At 33.4% G+C, this 18108-nt stretch carries 18 protein-coding genes; 9 read left to right on the top strand and 9 right to left on the bottom strand.

What is annotated here, in order from left to right:
• The first annotated feature begins 65 nt into the window (after nucleotides 1–65).
• Together QL232_RS12845 and QL232_RS12840 are read left to right on the top strand one after the other, a co-directional pair.
• A complete protein-coding gene (locus tag QL232_RS12845; protein ID WP_168881837.1) occupies nucleotides 66–689 on the top strand; it encodes a hypothetical protein in 624 nt (207 codons plus the stop codon).
• Nucleotides 690–779: 90 nt separating this feature from the next.
• The gene (locus QL232_RS12840) at nucleotides 780–1487 is read left to right on the top strand and encodes a DUF2490 domain-containing protein (protein ID WP_281614413.1); all 708 of its coding nucleotides are present in this window, start codon (nucleotides 780–782) and stop codon (nucleotides 1485–1487) included.
• Here the strand turns inward: QL232_RS12840 and QL232_RS12835 are convergent.
• Together QL232_RS12835 and QL232_RS12830 are read right to left on the bottom strand one after the other, a co-directional pair.
• Entirely contained in the window at nucleotides 1468–2583 is a 1116-nt protein-coding gene (locus QL232_RS12835) for a DegT/DnrJ/EryC1/StrS family aminotransferase (RefSeq protein ID WP_281614412.1), read from the bottom strand. The two genes, QL232_RS12840 and QL232_RS12835, sit on opposite strands and share 20 nt — an antisense overlap.
• Nucleotides 2584–2612: 29 nt before the next feature.
• Nucleotides 2613–3002, bottom strand: a complete 390-nt coding sequence (locus tag QL232_RS12830; RefSeq protein WP_168881840.1) for a hypothetical protein — start codon at nucleotides 3000–3002, stop codon at nucleotides 2613–2615.
• Nucleotides 3003–3226: 224 nt separating this feature from the next.
• On the opposite strand from QL232_RS12830, the gene QL232_RS12825 reads away from it, so the two are divergent.
• From QL232_RS12825 to QL232_RS12815, 3 genes are all read left to right on the top strand, one after another.
• Nucleotides 3227–4126 (top strand): LysR family transcriptional regulator, encoded by a 900-nt coding sequence (locus tag QL232_RS12825; RefSeq protein ID WP_168881841.1) that lies wholly within the window; start codon nucleotides 3227–3229, stop codon nucleotides 4124–4126.
• A gap of 81 nt (nucleotides 4127–4207) precedes the next feature.
• A complete protein-coding gene (locus tag QL232_RS12820) occupies nucleotides 4208–5161 on the top strand; it encodes a putative sulfate exporter family transporter (RefSeq protein ID WP_281614411.1) in 954 nt (317 codons plus the stop codon).
• Between the two features lie 163 nt (nucleotides 5162–5324).
• Entirely contained in the window at nucleotides 5325–7013 is a 1689-nt protein-coding gene (locus QL232_RS12815) for a DUF748 domain-containing protein (protein ID WP_281614410.1), read from the top strand.
• Here the strand turns inward: QL232_RS12815 and QL232_RS12810 are convergent.
• The 3 genes from QL232_RS12810 to htpG all read right to left on the bottom strand — a co-directional run bounded on the left by QL232_RS12810 (nucleotide 7000) and on the right by htpG (nucleotide 10056).
• The gene (locus QL232_RS12810) at nucleotides 7000–7416 is read right to left on the bottom strand and encodes a secondary thiamine-phosphate synthase enzyme YjbQ (protein ID WP_211093228.1); all 417 of its coding nucleotides are present in this window, start codon (nucleotides 7414–7416) and stop codon (nucleotides 7000–7002) included. The genes QL232_RS12815 and QL232_RS12810 overlap by 14 nt on opposite strands.
• 87 nt (nucleotides 7417–7503) lie before the next feature.
• The gene (locus tag QL232_RS12805) at nucleotides 7504–7998 is read right to left on the bottom strand and encodes a TlpA disulfide reductase family protein (protein WP_168881844.1); all 495 of its coding nucleotides are present in this window, start codon (nucleotides 7996–7998) and stop codon (nucleotides 7504–7506) included.
• A gap of 183 nt (nucleotides 7999–8181) precedes the next feature.
• Entirely contained in the window at nucleotides 8182–10056 is a 1875-nt protein-coding gene (gene htpG, locus QL232_RS12800) for a molecular chaperone HtpG (RefSeq protein ID WP_281614409.1), read from the bottom strand.
• Between the two features lie 799 nt (nucleotides 10057–10855).
• Here htpG and QL232_RS12795 point away from each other — a divergent pair.
• Nucleotides 10856–12061 carry a DEAD/DEAH box helicase gene (locus tag QL232_RS12795; RefSeq protein WP_281614408.1) on the top strand — a complete coding sequence of 402 codons (1206 nt, stop codon included), beginning with the start codon at nucleotides 10856–10858 and terminating at the stop codon, nucleotides 12059–12061.
• Here QL232_RS12795 and QL232_RS12790 read toward each other — a convergent pair whose 3' ends face one another.
• Nucleotides 12062–13891 (bottom strand): 7TM diverse intracellular signaling domain-containing protein, encoded by a 1830-nt coding sequence (locus QL232_RS12790; protein WP_281614407.1) that lies wholly within the window; start codon nucleotides 13889–13891, stop codon nucleotides 12062–12064. It abuts the gene before it with no gap.
• 37 nt (nucleotides 13892–13928) lie between these two features.
• Nucleotides 13929–14540 carry a response regulator transcription factor gene (locus QL232_RS12785; protein ID WP_281614406.1) on the bottom strand — a complete coding sequence of 204 codons (612 nt, stop codon included), beginning with the start codon at nucleotides 14538–14540 and terminating at the stop codon, nucleotides 13929–13931.
• Nucleotides 14541–14799: 259 nt separating this feature from the next.
• Between QL232_RS12785 and QL232_RS12780 the strand changes: the two genes are divergently transcribed.
• Nucleotides 14800–14928 (top strand): hypothetical protein, encoded by a 129-nt coding sequence (locus QL232_RS12780; protein ID WP_262889525.1) that lies wholly within the window; start codon nucleotides 14800–14802, stop codon nucleotides 14926–14928.
• 60 nt (nucleotides 14929–14988) lie between these two features.
• On the opposite strand, the gene QL232_RS12775 is transcribed toward QL232_RS12780, so the two are convergent.
• Entirely contained in the window at nucleotides 14989–15531 is a 543-nt protein-coding gene (locus tag QL232_RS12775; protein WP_168881849.1) for a DUF308 domain-containing protein, read from the bottom strand.
• Nucleotides 15532–15734: 203 nt separating this feature from the next.
• Here QL232_RS12775 and QL232_RS12770 point away from each other — a divergent pair, with 203 nt between their 5' ends.
• Together QL232_RS12770 and QL232_RS12765 are read left to right on the top strand one after the other, a co-directional pair.
• Nucleotides 15735–16214 (top strand): YciI family protein, encoded by a 480-nt coding sequence (locus QL232_RS12770; protein ID WP_281614405.1) that lies wholly within the window; start codon nucleotides 15735–15737, stop codon nucleotides 16212–16214.
• The gene (locus tag QL232_RS12765) at nucleotides 16192–16677 is read left to right on the top strand and encodes a GNAT family N-acetyltransferase (RefSeq protein WP_281614404.1); all 486 of its coding nucleotides are present in this window, start codon (nucleotides 16192–16194) and stop codon (nucleotides 16675–16677) included. The genes QL232_RS12770 and QL232_RS12765 overlap by 23 nt, the downstream gene beginning before the upstream one ends.
• Before the next feature lie 63 nt (nucleotides 16678–16740).
• Here QL232_RS12765 and QL232_RS12760 read toward each other — a convergent pair whose 3' ends face one another.
• A complete protein-coding gene (locus QL232_RS12760; RefSeq protein ID WP_168881852.1) occupies nucleotides 16741–17928 on the bottom strand; it encodes a phosphoglycerate kinase in 1188 nt (395 codons plus the stop codon).
• Nucleotides 17929–18108 lie beyond the last annotated feature (180 nt).

The raw sequence follows: 18108 nt of genomic DNA, 5'->3' as shown, positions 1-18108 counted from the left end.
TTAAAATAATATTTAGTTTAAAATCAAACTTTTAAGTTTGTTCTATTAATAACCGAGCAATTGATATGAATAAGATTATACTATCAGTAGTGGCAATTCTCACAACATTGTCCTATCACTTACAAGCACAAACTGAAGAAAATCATACTAAATCTGAAGAACACCATCAAGTAACAGAGCATCATTTTGCATCACATGAAAATGAGCATGAAGGACATAAAAAACATAAAGTGTCTTTCTATATGGGATATACAATGGTACCCCAAGCTGTTCCTTCACATGACCTTCTTTTAGTACCTACTTTTGGTATCGACTACACTTACAAACTTTCCAAAAAGTTTTCAATTGGGGTAGTCAATGATATTGAAATCGCACAATATATGGTCGAAATTCCTGCTGAAGGCGGTAGCCATGGCGAACATGGAGGAGCAACTGAAGAGCTAGAACGTGAATTTGCATATGTTGGTGCTGTAATACTTTACTATTCACCTTTAGAAGGCTGGAATATCGGTATTGGCCCAGGTGTCGAACTAGAAAAAAATAAGAATTTCTTTGTGGGTAAAGTCATTATTGAGAAAGAATTTGAACTTCCTGGACATTGGGCATTATCTCCCTCTTTCCAATATGATATTAAAGGAAATGTGTATGATGCATGGAGTTTAGGTGTTTCTTTTGGCAAATGCTTCTAATCAAAGCACTTAATTGTTAAACCTTTCTGATTATAAAGAAGAGTACAATATATTTGTAGTTAAATAAATTAACATTTAACTATCAATATTTTGAAATTTATCAAGATTGTACTTCTGACTTTATTGTTTGTGTGGCAGCATCAGTTAGTACATGCTCAATCTCAGGGAGATCCTCGTTTGTGGTTACACTATTTCAACAAAGCTAAGTTTAATGACAAATGGAGCCTATCAACTGACGGTGCCTACTTACACATGTTTGATCTAACAGCCAACAGGCTGCAAGTTCGTTCTGGTTTAACGTACAAGATCAATAACAACTTTTCTGTTCGTGCTGGTCTAGGTTATTTCTATGTTTTTGATCCAGAAGGTGAGAACATTTCTGAAATCCGACCAATGCAAGATTTTATTGGTAAACATAATCTTACTAAAGATAAATCCTTCTTTGTAAAATATAGATTCAGACTGGAACAACAGATCATGGATATATTTTATGAAGGCCAAAATGAAAAAGATTACCTCAATAGACTTAGATACTCTATCATTTTCCGTAAAAAGTTTGCAGAAAAATGGATGGCAGGTATTGGTACTGAACTCTTCTTTGTTCTAAGAGATAAGTCGAATGATCCCTTTACTAACAAAAACCGTTTTATCATGTTGATCAACCGTCAGGTTAGTGAAAAAGTGTCTTTGGAGGCTCAATATATTCGAGAAGATAGTTTTAAATATCAACAAGGGTCTGTAAGATATTCAAATATCTTACGATTGGCAGTAAGACACTCTATTGATTTTGAGAAATAAAAAACTCCTTGATTTTCAAACAAATATATTCAATCTGAATATTCGATAAACTTATATACATCGGAAGACTTAACGTTTTCTGGGCGATTTTCTCTGAAATGGGGAAATCGCCTTTTTTGTACCCTAAATCTTTTGCAGCTTCTTGTAAATGAATAGGTATGGGGTAATGTATTTGGGTAGCTACTCCATTTTCCTTCAAATAGTTTTGTAAGCGATCTCGTTCATCACACAGGATTGTAAAGAGATGGTATACTGCATAGCTATTAGAGGTTGGTTTTAAAATTTCAATTTGCTCTATATCTTCTAAATACTTTAGATAAAATTGTGCAAGACTATTTCTTTCTTTGTTCCATTCGGTGATGTACTTCAACTTCACACTTAAAAAAGCAGCTTGCAATTCATCTAATCTCGAATTCACTCCTAAAAGTTCATGTCTATATTTCTCTGAAGAACCATAGTTTCGAATTTTAAGGCAACGTTCGTATAAATCTTTATTGTTTGTAGTGATTGCTCCTCCATCTCCTATTGCACCTAAATTTTTGCCTGGATAGAAGCTTGTAGCATTAATATCTCCAATACCGCCTGTGGGATGATGGTTCCATTTTGCTCCATGAGCTTGGGCGTTATCTTCTAATAGATAAATATCGTTTTGCTGTGCTATCTCACTCAAAGTAGACATATCTACTGGATACCCATACAAATGTACCGGTAGAATCACTTTCGTTTTTGATGTGATCGCCTCTTTTGTCTTTTCTAAATCCATTAACCCCGAAAAAGGATCTACATCTACTAGGATTGGCTTTGCTTTTATTTCTAAGATCGCTTGTAATGTAGCATAAAAAGTTGAAGCAGGAATAATTACCTCATCTCCTTCTTTTACTTCCAATGCCATTAATGAAATCTTTATCGCATCGTTGCCATTCCCTACGCCAATACAATATTTTGTATTAGAAAACGAAGCATATAAATGCTCAAAAGCTTTGACTTTCTCCCCAAGTATATAATGCATAGAATCATATACCGAAGTGATTTCAGCCAAAGCTTCTGTTCTAATTTTTTGATGAATGTGATGTAATGATAGAAATGGTATCTCCATGGAAAAATTATTTTCTCATAGATACAATTTTAGACGTAGATTTCCTCATAAATATCAAAAATATGCTTCATTGAAGGATTTACATATACCTCATCCTGATGAATCACGATTGGCGTTTGAATCAATGAAGGAAATTTTACAAACGTCTTTTTCAAGATGAAATCGTTCATCTCGCTAAAATCTTCACAAAAACATCTGTACCATGGCGAGGTCTTATTGATCAATAGACTAGAAGTACCCGGCTCCATTCTAGTTAATATACTATTGAGCAATTGAGGTGTTACAGAAGTAATATTAATAGGGACTTCTGTAAGTTTTGACGTCTGGTCTTTTACATGTTGCAATAAGGCAACTTCAGAGGTTTTAGTGCTATCATAAATAAAGATAGTTTTGTTCGGGCTAGTGAATGATAGTGACATAGAAATAATCTGTTGGACTGTGAATTATGTGGTGTTATTTACTTTTATTTAAAATTAATGATTAATCAAATTGTTTTCAGGCATTTTGGTCATCTACAAAAATTGATATAAGTCACTAAAGTTAAAATGAATAGAAAATATACTGGGCTACAAAAAACAAATAAAGAAAGTGTTTATTATCTTCATCAATACAAAATACACATTTTTTAAATCATAATCAATTTATGAAATCACATTTCAGACTACATGTTTTTTACGAAGTGGTACAAAGACAAAGTTTTACAAAAGCTGCAGAGTCATTGCATATCTCTCAACCTGCTGTAACAAAACATGTAAGAGCATTGGAAGAAGAATACGGTATTCCTTTATTAGAAAGAAAAGGGATGATTATTCATCTCACTGCTGCTGGAGAAGTGCTGAAAACTTATTGTGAGAAAATCTTTAGCCTTGAAAGACAATTGAAATTTGATGTTGATGCGATAAAAGATAACCAAGGAGGTACAATACGAATTGGAGCAAGTACAACAATTGCTCAATATATCATCCCCGATGTCATTGCCAACTTCCAACAAAAGATCAAGGACGTTAATATTGAAATAAAAAGTGGAAATACAGAAGCTATTGAAAAATGGCTGTTAGAAGATATTATTGATATAGGAATGATTGAAGGAGATCCTCATAGAGGTGGATTAAAATACATTCCTTTTCTAAATGATGAATTGGTATTAGTAGCCTCAACAAAATTTGATGATGCAAAGGATAATAATATCACTATTCCTCAATTCCTAAAGAAGCCTCTTGTGATGAGAGAACAGGGATCTGGTACAAGAAAGATTATCGAGAATGAATTAGAGAAACGGGGGATCAATGAAGATGATCTAAATATCATTATGTATTTAGATACTACAGAAAGTATAAAAAGGTATATCGCTGCCTCTCCTAATTATGCTATTCTGTCTATCTATTCCATCTTGGATGAGCTCAACAGAGATAAACTTCAGATTATCGATATCGATCACCTAGAAATCAATAGAGATTTACATTTTGTAATAAAGGAAGGGGGATCAATAGGCCTAGGGCAACGTTTTATGGATTACGCCATGCTTCATTATAACAAAAAGTAATAACTGATTCAGTTTAGGAATTCATTTTCATATACAAAGTGTGGACATTTGTAATGTTCAAAAAGTATAACAATTAAGAAAATGAAAAAGACCTTAACGACATTTCAATCAAATCCTACTATAGCAAAAATTATTTACTTCCTTTTAGCTTTATCCACTTTAACTCCTTGGGTATCTACAGCAACTGCCTTATTCTCAGGAATATTTTTCGCTTTGTTGTTTAAAATCCCTAACCCAACATTAAATAAAAAAATTAGTTCAAGTTTATTAAAATGGTCAGTTGTTTTCCTTGGCTTCGGCTTAAATGCAGTCGATGCTTTAGAAACAGGATCTGAAGGCTCATTAATCACTTTTTCAAGTATTGCCTTTACGTTATTATTTGGAGCATTTTTAGGTAAAAAATTAGGTTTAGATAAGACCATCTATCGATTAATTGCATCAGGTACTGCGATTTGTGGAGGTAGTGCTATTGCAGCTATGGCACCTGCATTAAGAGCTAATGAAAGACAGATTTCAGTCGCTATGGCTACTGTCTTTGTGCTAAATGCTGTTGCATTGGTTACTTTCCCTGTAGTTGGTAAATACTTACATCTAACACAAGAACAGTTCGGTTGGTGGGCTGCTTTAGCAATCCATGATACAAGTGCTGTTGTTGGAGCAGGACAGGCGTATGGTGAAGAAGCACTAAGAATTGCAACAACAGTCAAGTTAACAAGAGCATTATGGATTGTTCCCGTTTCATTAATTGCTTCACTTACTCAGTCAGGTAAAATTAGTTTAAAGACAATGCCTACTTTTATTATTGGTTTTGTGATTGCTATGTTATTGAACACTTACGTTCCTTTCTTCCAACAGTATTCTCATGTCTTCAATTTTATTGCTCATAAAGGATTATCATTAGCATTATTCACTGTAGGTTGTACTTTAGATGTTGAAAGTGTAAAACATGTAGGTACAAAACCTATGTACCAAGGTATTTCATTATGGGTAATTATTTCAAGTATTTCACTAATTGCTGTGATGAATATCTTCTAGTTTTCGATAAAAATTTGTAAATTATATAACCTCTTATATCTGATTATAAGGGGTTAATTTTTTATCTCATTATTATCATTTCATATTGATGTTTCCTACAAAAAAGCAATCTAAAAATATAAAAGTTACTCTTCTGATATTAATACCATTACTAATTTTCTTTTTGTCAGATTATACTCAGAAAAAATTAGAAGACTTTGCTGCCAATACTGTCAAGGAAATTGCTCTTGGTAAAAATGGAGATGGTTATTTTGTCACTTTTAATAATTTCAATATCAACTGGTTTAAAGGAAAACTAAGAGCCACCGGTATTGTTATTATCCCCAATAAGGAAAAAGAAAAAATTAGTTGGATAAATGGTACGGTAGATACCGTTAAAATAAAGTTACCACAACTTCATAAAATCATTTTCTCTAGAAACCTTACGGTAAAAGAGGTGACACTTACTAAACCCAATTTTCAATTTTTCTGGAAAGATAGCCTAGTTCAAAAAGAAAAAGCACAACCAAAAGAAAAGCAGCCAAGTAAAAAGATTGCAGACCGTAAGTCTCCTTTAATACGTTTTAGTGTTTTAGGACAAAGGTTAAAACAAATTGGTGCAACTTCTATCAACCTCACAGATATGAAGTTCAATGGCTATCAAATCACAAAAAGTGGTGTACACAAACATGTGTTTCATACTTCTCAAGACCTTCATATATCTGGTATACAATTAATATATGATGAAGACAAAGAAAAGAATATCATCAATGTTGATGAATTGGCTTTTGAATGTGGTCCATCATTTATGAAGGGTGTCAATGAACTCTATGAATACAAATTTGACAGTATCGTCATTTCAAAAGAAAAGAATATTTTTGAATTAAAAGGGTTGGATGTAAAACCTCAATTATCTGAACGTAATTTCTTTGAGACAGTCGGTAAACAAACCGACATGATGAGTTTATCCATCGGGTACGTAAGTGGTATTGGTTTTAATGCAGATGAACTTTTCGATCAGAATAAAATTCACCTTAACGACATAAAAATTGATAGCTTACAAGCTCAAATCTATAGAGATAAAAACTATCCTGAAGATACTACTGTAGTAAAAAATCTACCCAACCGATCTATACAGGCCTTAAATTATACGATTGCTTTAGATAAATTTAATGTCACGAATAGCTCACTGACTTATAAGGAGAAAAGTAAGGATGCCAACTTACCAGGTGAAATTACACTCACAGATATTACCATTGACGTCCCTACTGTCAACACAGATTCTATTGATAATATTGCCCTTCACCTTAAGTGTAAGCTCTTTGGTAAAACACCAACAAGGATTGACTGTACATTACATACCGACAGTACTGCTAAAAACCTTATGGATGTAAAAGGGCATATTGATGGATTCCCATTGTCTTACTTCAATACATTTACCCATAATAATGCAGGAGTTGTTTTTCAAGAAGGTAGAGCAAGATCTATTGACTTTGATATCGATCTTTATGATCAGGTAGGTCGTGGAAACTTAGATTTTTATTATAACGATCTAAAAATTAAGCTGACAGGAAAGAATGATGAGAAATCTAACTTTGTAGAAAGTATTGCCAACTTTGCCGCCAACAATATGGTCGCTTACAAAAACAATAATCCTGGCCCCAAAGCAAGGCATGCTCCCCTATACTTTAAAAGAGTACAATATAAATCTGTCATTCATTATATCATTCATACTATTATGTCTGGTCTAGAAACTTCTGTTGTTGGTACCTATACTCATATTCCTCAGGAAGAACGAAAAAAAACCAAACAGAAATATAAAGACAGAAAAAAAGCAAGTAAGAAGCATAAAAAACACGCTACTCACCAATAAAAGTAAGTACTAGACTTCTTCCTGAAGCTCTATTTCTATGCTCACCTAAGTAAATCCCCTGCCATGTACCTAATAGTGGTCTTCCATTCCCAATAGGAATGCTTACAGACGCACCTAGTGTTGATGCTTTTAGATGTGCAGGCATATCATCAGGACCTTCATAGGTATGCTCATAATAAGGTGCATTTTCTGGGTATACTTTATTAAAATGACTCTCAAAGTCTACTCGAACGGACGGATCTGCATTTTCATTAATCGTCAAAGAGGCTGAAGTGTGCTGGATAAATACCTGAAGAATTCCTGACTTACCTCTCAACTCAGGAAGGTGTTCAAACACATCTTCTGTGATAATATGATAACCTCTAGAGTAAGGACGTAAACGTATTGTCTTTTGAATAACCATAATCAATAAATTTTGATCTTGAAATTTAAAAAAGCCAACAGGTTCTACAACCCATTGGCTTCTTATGATACTTAATTTATTATAGGATTATAAACCAAGATCTTTAAACAATGCTACTAACGCCTCTTCTGACGGACGAGGTGCATTAGCATTTTCTACTTTTCCTTTTTTATCTAATAAGATGAATCTTGGAATAGAAGTGATATTAAACTTATCTGTGAATTTAAAGTTTGTACCTAAATGAAGTTGATTTCCATGTAAGTCTTTCTTTTTTACCATTGCTTTCCAAGCATCAGTACTTTGATCTACAGATAGTGAAACAAATACTATATCTTTTCCTTCATACTTTTTCTCAATCTCTTGAAGCGAAGGGATTTCTCTTAAACAAGGTCCACACCAAGATGCCCAAACATCAATATATACGTATTTACCTTCAAATTCTGTTAAGTCTACAGTATTACCTTCTAAATCTTTAAATACATATAATGACTCTTTGTCACCGTCTCCTTTGGGTGTATTTGTAAAACTAAATAGTGTAACTGAGATAATGAGTGCTAAAATTGAGAATAATTTATTTTTCATGTCAAATTGATGATTTATGAATAATTGTACTTTCCTTTTGTTTACATAACGACAAAAATGATACAATTCTTCTATTTTTCACAGTACATTTTTCCCGAATATATCAGAAAACTTCCCGAAAAAGAAAGGCCGGCAAGATAATCTTACCGACCTTTAATGTATAAATCAATGGTATGATTCAAATTATAGGATATCCAATGAACGGTTGATGAATGCCGTTAAGTCAGCTCCCTTCAAGTTACCTTGAGAAAGTTTTGCTAAATCATAAGCATGTTTTACTAACTTATCTTGTTCACCTTCGTTGTCTTCTTTTAAGATACGAGAAACAAACTCAGAGTTACCGTTGATAGTAATTGTATCACCACCAGGGAAACCACCGAACATTCCCATACCGCCGCCTTGCATAGCAGCCATTTCTTCCATACGACGCATAAACTCTGGCTTAGTGATCATAACTGGAAGTTCATCAGCAGTCATTGCTTCAACTTTCGGCTCCAATTTATCGTCGTTTAATGCTCTCTTGAAGATATCAACCAATTTCTTAGACTCTTCTTCAGTTAAAACTGACTCATTTTTATCATCAGTTTCTACTAAGTTATTTACAGTATCAGAATCGATACGCTTCCAAGTGATGTCCTCGAACTTGTGCTCTGTATTGCTGATAAAGTGAGCGTCAATCAAAGTATCCATTTTCAATACGCTATATCCTTTTTTCTGTGCAGCTTGGATATAAGTATCTTGAGTGCCTTGATCTGTTGAATATAGGAATACGAACTTGTCGTTTTTATCTTTTTGATTCGCTTGGATTTGCTCTTTATACTCTTCGAAGTTGTATAATTTACCATCCAATGTCTCCAATAAACAGAACTTCTTCGCTTTGTCGAAGAATTTATCGTCTGTCATCATACCGTATTTTACGAATAATCCGATAGACTCCCACTTCTTCTCGAAGTTCTCACGATCGTTTTTGTATAAGCTATTTAACTTATCTGCCACCTTACGAGTTACATAAGAAGAAATCTTCTTCACGTTAGCGTCAGATTGTAAGTACGAACGAGATACGTTTAATGGAATATCTGGAGAATCAATTACACCATGCATCAAGCGTAAGAACTCAGGCATGATTTCCTCTACGTTGTCAGTAATAAATACCTGACGAGAGTACAATTGAATCTTGTCTTTATGAGGAGTTACATCTTCTTTTACTTTAGGGAAGTAAAGAATACCAGTTAACTCGAATGGGAAGTCAACGTTCAAGTGAATCCAGAACATTGGCTCTTCTGACATTGGGTATAACTCCTTATAGAAGTTTAAGTAATCCTCGTCAGTTAAAGATTTAGGATCTTTAGCCCAAAGTGGCTCAGTTTTGTTGATTACGTGTGGCTCAACAATTTCTACGTCTTTAGCGTCATCACCTTCACCTTCTTTTTCAGTACGCTTATCAACACCAACTTGAATTGGCACTGGCATGTACTTAGAGTAACGGTTTAAAATTTGACGTAAACGAGCTTCGTCCACAAACTCCTCAGAGTCTTCATTTACATGAAGAACGATTGTAGTACCTCTTTCTGCTTTATCTGAAGTAGTGATTTCATATTCAGTAGAACCATCACAAGTCCATTTTACTGCAGGCTCATCTTTGAATGATTTAGTGATTACTTCTACATTGTCAGCAACCATAAATGCTGAGTAGAAACCTAAACCGAATTTACCGATGATTGTAGATGTATCTACATCTTTAAATTTCTCAACGAATTCTGTAGCACCAGAAAATGCTACTTGGTTGATATATTTTTCAACTTCTTCCTCACTCATACCGATACCTCGGTCAGTGATAGAGATTGTTTTCTTTTCAGTATCAACGTCTACTTGGATAGTTACATCACCAAGTTCTCCGTTGAATTCACCCATCGATGCAAGTTTTTGTAATTTTTGAGTCGCATCAACTGCATTCGCCACTAATTCACGTAAGAAAATGTCGTGATCAGAATACAAGAATTTTTTGATGATAGGAAAGATATTTTCAGTATTCACTGAAATAGAACCTTTTGCCGCCATGTTATCTATGTCTTTTTTTAATTATAAATCAGTTTAAAAAACAACTAAAAAAATTGTTTTACAGTTAAGCCTTTTTCCAAATTGTATTCCAATCCGATAAAATATGATTATTTGACACTATTTCTGTCGAATTGTCAGTAGAATGACAATCATATTATATTCTAGGATGAAACTTTTGGTTTTCATTAAAAAAAAATCATAGATTTGTGTAAATGTTATTGGCGTCAATTAGACAGTCAATTATTTTTACAACACAATACTAACAACGATATACTGCTATGCTAATCTATCCATAGTTACTTTGTGTCATAAAAAATAAAACTAAAATAATCTGTCTAATTAATTTAGGCCACTAATATTAAATGAAATACTCTCTTACTAAATGTAATCTAATGGGCTAACCGTTTTGACTGTCACTTTTTAATATTATGTCATTCTAAACGTATAAACATGAATCTAAACTCCACTGTTTCTTGTGTGAGTTATTCCCTATTGGTTTATAGTATTCAATGAGATTTCATATGTCGTAAGATGTAATTACATCTTACCTTTCAAATTTGTATAAGTAGTCACACATCATAATAGAAAGGCTGTTGAATATTTCGACAGCTTTTTTTATGCGTATTTTTTTGGGGATAGTTCAATTGATAATCGGGTTATTTAATCTTCTTATATCAAGATATTAAAATTAATAGTGTTTTCTCTAAATAGAACTTAAAGTCATTTATAAGTTCTAATAAATTCTAAGATTTAAACAATCCATCACTTACTTTTGTTCGATTAAACAATAATTTGAGATATGTCATTTGAAGAGATAGGAATAAATAACGAGGATCTACTAGAAAAGCTTTACATTTTAGACTACAATGATCCCACACCTATACAAAAGGAAAGTATACCTGTAATCCTCGAGAATAGAGATGTGCTTGGTTGTGCACAAACTGGTACAGGCAAAACTTTAGCTTTTTGTTTACCTATCATTCAACAATTACTTCAGGAGCACACCACACATAATAAAACCGTTTCTACCTTAATATTAACTCCAACAAGAGAGTTGGCTACTCAAATCTCTGAAAATATAGGAAGACTCATCCATCAAACTCCATTAAAACAAGCAGTCATTTTTGGTGGCATTCCTGCTGACAAACAAATTCGAAGGCTAAAAAAAGGTGTAAACATAATTACAGCAACTCCTGGTCGATTAATTGACCTTGTAAAAAAAGGACATATTAAACTGTCACAAGTAAAACATTTTGTCTTGGATGAAGCTGACAAAATGCTAGACATGGGCTTCGTGAAAGAAATCTTCACTATTGAGTCCTATCTATCTCCTACTCATCAAACTTTATTGTTTTCTGCTACCATGCCGAATAAAATTCTTGATGTAGCAAGTAAGTTATTAAATCAGCCACAAGAAATTAAGGTTTCACCAGTATCTTCAACAGCTGTAGCCATTGATGAAAAAATTTATTACGTCGATCAAAGAAATAAGAAAAGGCTACTGATTGATGTTATCAAGAATAACAATATTAACAACGCACTCATATTCACTAATACAAAGAGAGGAGCAAACTTTATCGTAAAGGCTTTAGGTGAAGCTGGGATTAAAAGTTTAGCAATTCATGGTAATAAATCTCAGGAAGCAAGAACAAAGGCGCTATCCTATTTTAAAAAGAAAAAGATTGACATCTTGGTAGCCACTGATATCGCTGCTAGAGGAATTGACATTGATAGTTTAGATTTTGTGATTAACTATGAAATTCCACCAGCTGCAGAAACTTACGTTCATAGAATTGGTCGAACAGGTAGAGCGGGTAAATCTGGACAAGCAATATCAATAGCAAACGGAACCGAATTAGATAGTCTAAAAAACATAGAGAAGCTAATTAAGCACTCCATTGAAGAAGTGAAAGAACATGACTATCCAATGATGGAGGCGGAGCAAGACCGCAATAGAATGATCAAGAAGAAACAAAAGAATAATAGAAGGTCATCAAGACGATAATTAATCCAAGTGGATATCTTCTATCCTTATTACAGTACCATATGAGGAAGATTCAATAATGGATTTTCCTCCCATGGCATTGGACCTATAGCGTATATTAGCCAAACCGACTCCATTCTTTGAAGCATTGACATTGAAACCTATTCCATTGTCTTCATAGAAAATCCTTCCAATATTATTATCAGAAAAGAACTGTATATGTACAGAGTTCGCTTCACTATGTTTCTCTGCATTATAAAGTAACTCCTGTACTACTCTGTAACAATGGTTCAACAGCTCTTTTTTATTTGAGTCAGGCCAATCTACAAATTTGATAAATACACTCATATCATCTGAATTGTACTTTGATGATAAATCGAAAATGGCATCCTCAAAATTTTGTACATCATTAAATGTTGGTGTGATTAGACCATGACTCATCTCCCTTACGGTCTTGATCGTAGAAGTAATTATACTCTTAACCTCCTCCCCATCAAGATGATCTGACTTATTGACCAAAGCAAGGTTCCCTCCTACATAATCATGTAGCTCCCTACCAATTCGGTTACGCTCATCTTCTTGGCCTTTAAGTACTGCTTCAGAATATGCTTTCTCTAATTGTTTTTGTTTTGAGAGCAGTTCAATCCTTTCATCATAAATATTAATCACCTTTTTCATCAGCATGATAAAATAGAATACTGATTCATAACCAATAAATAGGTAATATAAATAGTCTGTATAGATTGACCTTTCGATTAAGCCCAAATGAGGTAATGACACAAAAATAGCAATAACAATCAGTCGGCTTACCAAGACGAAAAACGCATATTTTGCATAGATATTATTCTTCCTAACTGACCTTAATAACAACACAAAACAGATCAAGAAGCTTAACCATGACACGACAACGATCGATAGGAAAATAATAGCGATCATTGTTGGATTGTCTGAGAATAAGAAAAGTAAGAATGTAACTACAGAATATATATGGATGAATGGTGCAAACCACTTTAAAACTGCATTAAAACTTGAATTATCATTTCCTATTAGATACTTATAAAAGTATAGTAATGAAGTAATGTAAGCAATGTTAGCAAAATGTCGGATATAATAACTTAAGTGATGGTAGTTTACATCTAAAAACCTAACAAAAATTCCCAACTCTACTTCTGCAAAGAGCACCCCGCTATAAAAAGATAAAGCATAGTATAAGAATACATTTTGCCTACTAATGATACCTATTACCAATCCAATGGTAAGCATTGTTAGCACTACTACTCTTAAAATAGTAAGTACATAATTATCTCTCTCGAAATTATTACGATATACTCCAGGATCATATAAATAGATATCTGAATGGGTAGGCCAACCATGTCCTTCCATAAAGAAGTATATTTCTTTGATCTTGTTTGCTTTAAAAGAAAGTGGAACTACATACCCCCGATAATCTCTAGATTGTTCTGTGGTGTAATAATCTGAGTTCGTCCCAAATGAAAAATATTCAATAGAGTTATTTCCTTCTTCTTTTACCCAAATATGAATATTGGGTATCAACACATAATTAAAATACATCAGTTTTTGTACATCCACTTCACTTTCCAATATTAGTCGATGCCAATTCCCTTTACTAAAAGGTCCTTCTGAAAGGCCATCTAAGGGCACATCATTCCATTCATCAAGAAAAAAAGGATCATTATCTATAAATAACGGTACTTTATCTTGATAAATATCTACAGCATTGGTACAGTTTACAGTTGTTTTTGCAGTATCTACTAAAATGGTTTTTGCTGGTATTGATTGATATTTTAGCAGAAAAAAAATTAAAAGAAAAACATGAAGTATTTTCCTCATTGATCAGATTATTTAGGTTTGGGGAGTGCTGGTTTATTTAAACTAATAGATTGTCTATTGCATATTTAATTACATCCGCTTTGTTATCAAGCTCTAATTTAATTTTAATGTTTCGTATGTGAGTTTTTACCGTTTCAAGACTGATAAAAAGCTGTTCGGAGATTTCAGCCATACTTTTACCTGTTGCCTGTAACCTCAATACTTCTTCTTCTCTTGGTGAGAGAAACAATTGATGTATATCTTGTTGTTGAAGAAGCATTTCTAAACTTGGTGAGAAAAACTTGCCTCCTGCAACAATCGTTTTTATTGCATTTATAAAATTATCTGGATGGTCATCTTTAAGGATATATCCATTGACATTAGAATTCATCGCTTTCTTTAATAACGACTGTTTCTTATGCATTGAAACAATCAGAAAACGCTGATTCTCGAACTGTTGCCTTGCTCTTTTGATAAACTCATACCCTTTCATCTGAGGCATATCCATATCAACAAGCACTATGTCATACTGATCCAATGGTTCATTCAGAGCATCTAGTGGATTGTTTATAATCACAACAATAGCATTAAGTCTTTTCTGTAAAAATTGCTCTATACCTATTGAAAAAAGAATGTGATCATCAACGATTAAAATTTTTGGTGTAGGCATGCTGATGTTTTTGAAAGTTGAAGAATAGATAGAAATAGAAATAATAGTAGTAACATAGATTTTCGTTAATAGCTGTAAATATACTTATTTTTTATTTACCACTATGTTATTCAAGTGCAATTTCTAGTAAATCAATGAAAAACACACTAATCATTCGAATGAACAATCATTTACAATTACTTAAAACCTATTCACAATTCAGCAACATATTTTTCTCTTCAGCTTCCTATATTGCACAAGAATAAATAAAGCTACGGATATGAAAAAAAACAAACACAAAGAAAACAATTACATCAATAAGTTTAATGACGCTATTAAAAACCTTGAGCACTTTGACAAGGACTTGGCAAAAGAGCAATACATCTCAATCTTAAAGAAATTCAAATAAAAAAAGTGACCGTTGCGTACATCGGTCACTTTTTTTTCATCTAATATATTAAGTATAAAACTAATAATTCTTGATATCGTCGAGCTTAAATCCTAATAATTGGTGGGTTCCCAATAATAACATCGTAAGCCCTATTAATGATCTCACCTTATCGTATGGGAAAAGTTGATTGACAACTAGAAACATGGCAACAAACAAAACAACAATGCCTACAACGAAAGTGATATGCTTAAGCATTGATGCTTTCTTCATCTGTAAGGCATAGCTCAGACCGTAAATAGCCTTTATCATCAGCCAGAATCCCGTAAAATACAATAAAGTTAATCGATTACCTGCTGCAATAATTAAAGCTAATCCCATAAATATATCATTGAGACTATTCAAAGCACTTACACCCCAACTATAAATCTGATCTCTATACTTAGTATTTATATAAAGTTCAATAGCACCTGCAGGAATTAATAAACTTGCAAATATTGGCGTTAAAGAAAACTCTTTGCTAAAAGGTATCACTAACAACAGGGTACCAATAATCAGGTATGATATTCCTACAATAGAAATAACATTTCGAGAAGATGATAAGAACCTGCTTTGTTTGAACATGACCGCTTTCATTTAATTCTTATTGATTTTACCTATTTATTAACGTAAGTAGGTTGGATTAGTTTCTTTTTCAAGACTTTTAACAAAGGTTTAACGTCAAACATATCTTCTCAATTGTCTCATTTACTTTAATTTGAAATTGTGAAGCATTTGTTAGATCTTACGCATTGTTGTAATGAATAGATCATCAATCACTTCATACTATGAAAAATAATCTTCTCCTGTTATTACTATCTACTTTTTTTATTGGATGCACAACACCTACATCACCAAACAATCATAATGATTATGATGCAAGTTTAGCATTAAAGTATGGTGCTGATGATTACGGTATGAAAAAGTTTGTAATGGCATTTTTAAAGAAAGGCCCGAACAGGAACCTCTCAAAAGAGGAAGCATTCCAACTTCAGAAAGCTCACTTAGAAAATATCAATAAAATGGCAGAAGAAGGAAAATTAGTACTCGCAGGACCTTTTTTCGGAGATGGTGATATTAGAGGAATCTATATATTTGATGTGGAAAGTATTGAAGAAGCAGAAGCATTAACAAAAACAGACCCTGCAATTCAAGCAGGTAGTCTAGTGATGGATTTAAAAGAGTGGTACGGATCTGCTGCAGTAATGGCAATCCCGGATCTTCACAAAAAACTAGAAAAGAAAAATGTTACTGAAGGAGAAAGATAATTTAATGTTCTATCTATCAGAACAACTAAACCCTTTTGAAATTAATGATTTATTCCAACTTTGGAATAGTGTATACCCTATGCAATTAGCTTATAAAGAGCTTGATGGTATTAGGGAATATTTGACTGCATTGCATCATAAAAAACATATTCTTGTAAAGACTCCAACAAATAAAGTGATCGGTTGGTTCTTTAGTTTTGAAAGAGATGGTGAAAGGTGGTTTGCTATCCTTATCAACAATGAATATAAACGAAAAGGTTTAGGGAGCGACTTGATAAAATTAGCCAAGAAGCAATTTGCTCCTTTAAATGGTTGGGTAATTGACCATGAAAGATATTATAGGTTAGATGGAGAAAAATATGCATCTCCATTGGCATTTTATCTAAGACATGGGTTTCGTATAGCCACTGATGTACGTTTGGAAATACCTACTTTATCAGCAGTGAAAATTCATTATCCTTAGCCATAAAAAAATCCCTGTTTAGAAGTACTAAACAGGGATTTTATATTAATTACTAATCAATGATTAGTCCTCTAAAGCTGCGATACCAGGAAGAACTTTACCTTCCATTAATTCTAACATTGCACCACCACCTGTAGAGATGTATGATACTCTGTCACCGAAACCTAAAGTGTTTACAGCAGCAGCAGAATCACCACCACCGATTAATGAGAACGCACCAGCTTCAGTAGCTTCAGCCACTGCAGTTGCAACAGTAGTAGTACCGTTAGCAAAGTTAGCCCATTCAGATACACCCATTGGTCCGTTCCAAAGAACAGACTTAGATTCTTTGATAATTTTTGAGAATTCCTCAGCCGCTTTTGGTCCAATATCAAGACCCATGTAACCGTCTGCGATTGCATTAGAATCGTAAGAAGCTACAGCTGCATCTTCACCGAATTTATCACCACAAACTGAGTCAACTGGTAATAACAAGTTTACACCTTTTGCTTTTGCTTTTTCGATCAATTCTAAAGCTAAGTCTAATTTATCTTCTTCACATAAAGAGTTACCGATAGTACCACCTTGTGCTTTGAAGAAAGTATAAGCCATACCACCACCGATAATAATATTATCAGCAACATCCATGATACGCTCAATTAATAAAATCTTATCTGATACCTTAGCACCACCCATAATTGCAGTGAAAGGACGAGCAGGGTTTTCAGTAATTTTCTTAGCGTTTTCTACTTCTCTACCCATTACGTAACCAGATACTTTATCTTTTACGAATTTAGCGATAACTGCTGTAGAAGCGTGAGCTCTATGTGCAGTACCGAAAGCATCCATTACCCAAACATCACCACGAGAAGCTAGTTTCTTAGCAAATTCCTCGTCACCTTTCTTCTCTTCTTTGTAGAAACGTAAGTTGTCCAATAACATTACTTCGCCTGGTTGCAAGTTTGCAGCCATTTCGTCAGCTTCAGCACCAATTGGATCACCACCGAATTTTACATCAATACCTAATTTTTCAGATAAAGGAGCAACGATGTGCTTTAACGAGAACTTATCCTCAAAACCATCTTTTGGACGACCCATATGAGACATCAAGATAGCAGATCCACCATCAGCAACGATTTTCTTAACTGTAGCTACTACTGCGTTGATACGAGTAAAGTCACGAACTGAAAAATCTGGATTTAAAGGTACGTTCAAGTCAACACGTACAACCGCTTTCTTACCTTCGAAATTATAATTATCGATAGTTTTCATATTAATAAACTACGTTTAATAGATATAATGTGATTTTTTAAATTGCGGATGCAAACTAGACTTATATTTTCATTAAAAAAATGACTAAAATCAGAGGAAAAAAATTATTCGATAAAGCGTAAAAAGGACGATTTTGATTCTATTAGGCTATATTTTTTATAAATTGTTAATCAGAATAGA

Origin of the sequence: Flammeovirga sp. SubArs3, assembly GCF_947387565.1 — a bacterium.
Classification (GTDB): domain Bacteria; phylum Bacteroidota; class Bacteroidia; order Cytophagales; family Flammeovirgaceae; genus Flammeovirga; species Flammeovirga agarivorans.
This window is presented reverse-complemented; position numbering and strand designations above follow the sequence as displayed.

Bases quoted from the DNA above. Each gene is read 5' to 3' on its own strand.
- QL232_RS12820 (WP_281614411.1), top strand. From the start codon at position 4,208: ATGAAAAAGACCTTAACGACATTTCAATCAAATCCTACTATAGCAAAA.
- QL232_RS12835 (WP_281614412.1), bottom strand. From the start codon at position 2,583: ATGGAGATACCATTTCTATCATTACATCACATTCATCAAAAAATTAGA.
- QL232_RS12805 (WP_168881844.1), bottom strand. From the start codon at position 7,998: ATGAAAAATAAATTATTCTCAATTTTAGCACTCATTATCTCAGTTACA.
- QL232_RS12830 (WP_168881840.1), bottom strand. From the start codon at position 3,002: ATGTCACTATCATTCACTAGCCCGAACAAAACTATCTTTATTTATGAT.
- QL232_RS12825 (WP_168881841.1), top strand. From the start codon at position 3,227: ATGAAATCACATTTCAGACTACATGTTTTTTACGAAGTGGTACAAAGA.
- QL232_RS12810 (WP_211093228.1), bottom strand. From the start codon at position 7,416: ATGGTTATTCAAAAGACAATACGTTTACGTCCTTACTCTAGAGGTTAT.
- QL232_RS12765 (WP_281614404.1), top strand. From the start codon at position 16,192: ATGTTACTGAAGGAGAAAGATAATTTAATGTTCTATCTATCAGAACAA.
- QL232_RS12785 (WP_281614406.1), bottom strand. From the start codon at position 14,540: ATGCCTACACCAAAAATTTTAATCGTTGATGATCACATTCTTTTTTCA.
- QL232_RS12770 (WP_281614405.1), top strand. From the start codon at position 15,735: ATGAAAAATAATCTTCTCCTGTTATTACTATCTACTTTTTTTATTGGA.
- QL232_RS12845 (WP_168881837.1), top strand. From the start codon at position 66: ATGAATAAGATTATACTATCAGTAGTGGCAATTCTCACAACATTGTCC.
- QL232_RS12760 (WP_168881852.1), bottom strand. From the start codon at position 17,928: ATGAAAACTATCGATAATTATAATTTCGAAGGTAAGAAAGCGGTTGTA.
- QL232_RS12795 (WP_281614408.1), top strand. From the start codon at position 10,856: ATGTCATTTGAAGAGATAGGAATAAATAACGAGGATCTACTAGAAAAG.
- htpG (WP_281614409.1), bottom strand. From the start codon at position 10,056: ATGGCGGCAAAAGGTTCTATTTCAGTGAATACTGAAAATATCTTTCCT.
- QL232_RS12790 (WP_281614407.1), bottom strand. From the start codon at position 13,891: ATGAGGAAAATACTTCATGTTTTTCTTTTAATTTTTTTTCTGCTAAAA.
- QL232_RS12780 (WP_262889525.1), top strand. From the start codon at position 14,800: ATGAAAAAAAACAAACACAAAGAAAACAATTACATCAATAAGTTTAAT.
- QL232_RS12775 (WP_168881849.1), bottom strand. From the start codon at position 15,531: ATGTTCAAACAAAGCAGGTTCTTATCATCTTCTCGAAATGTTATTTCT.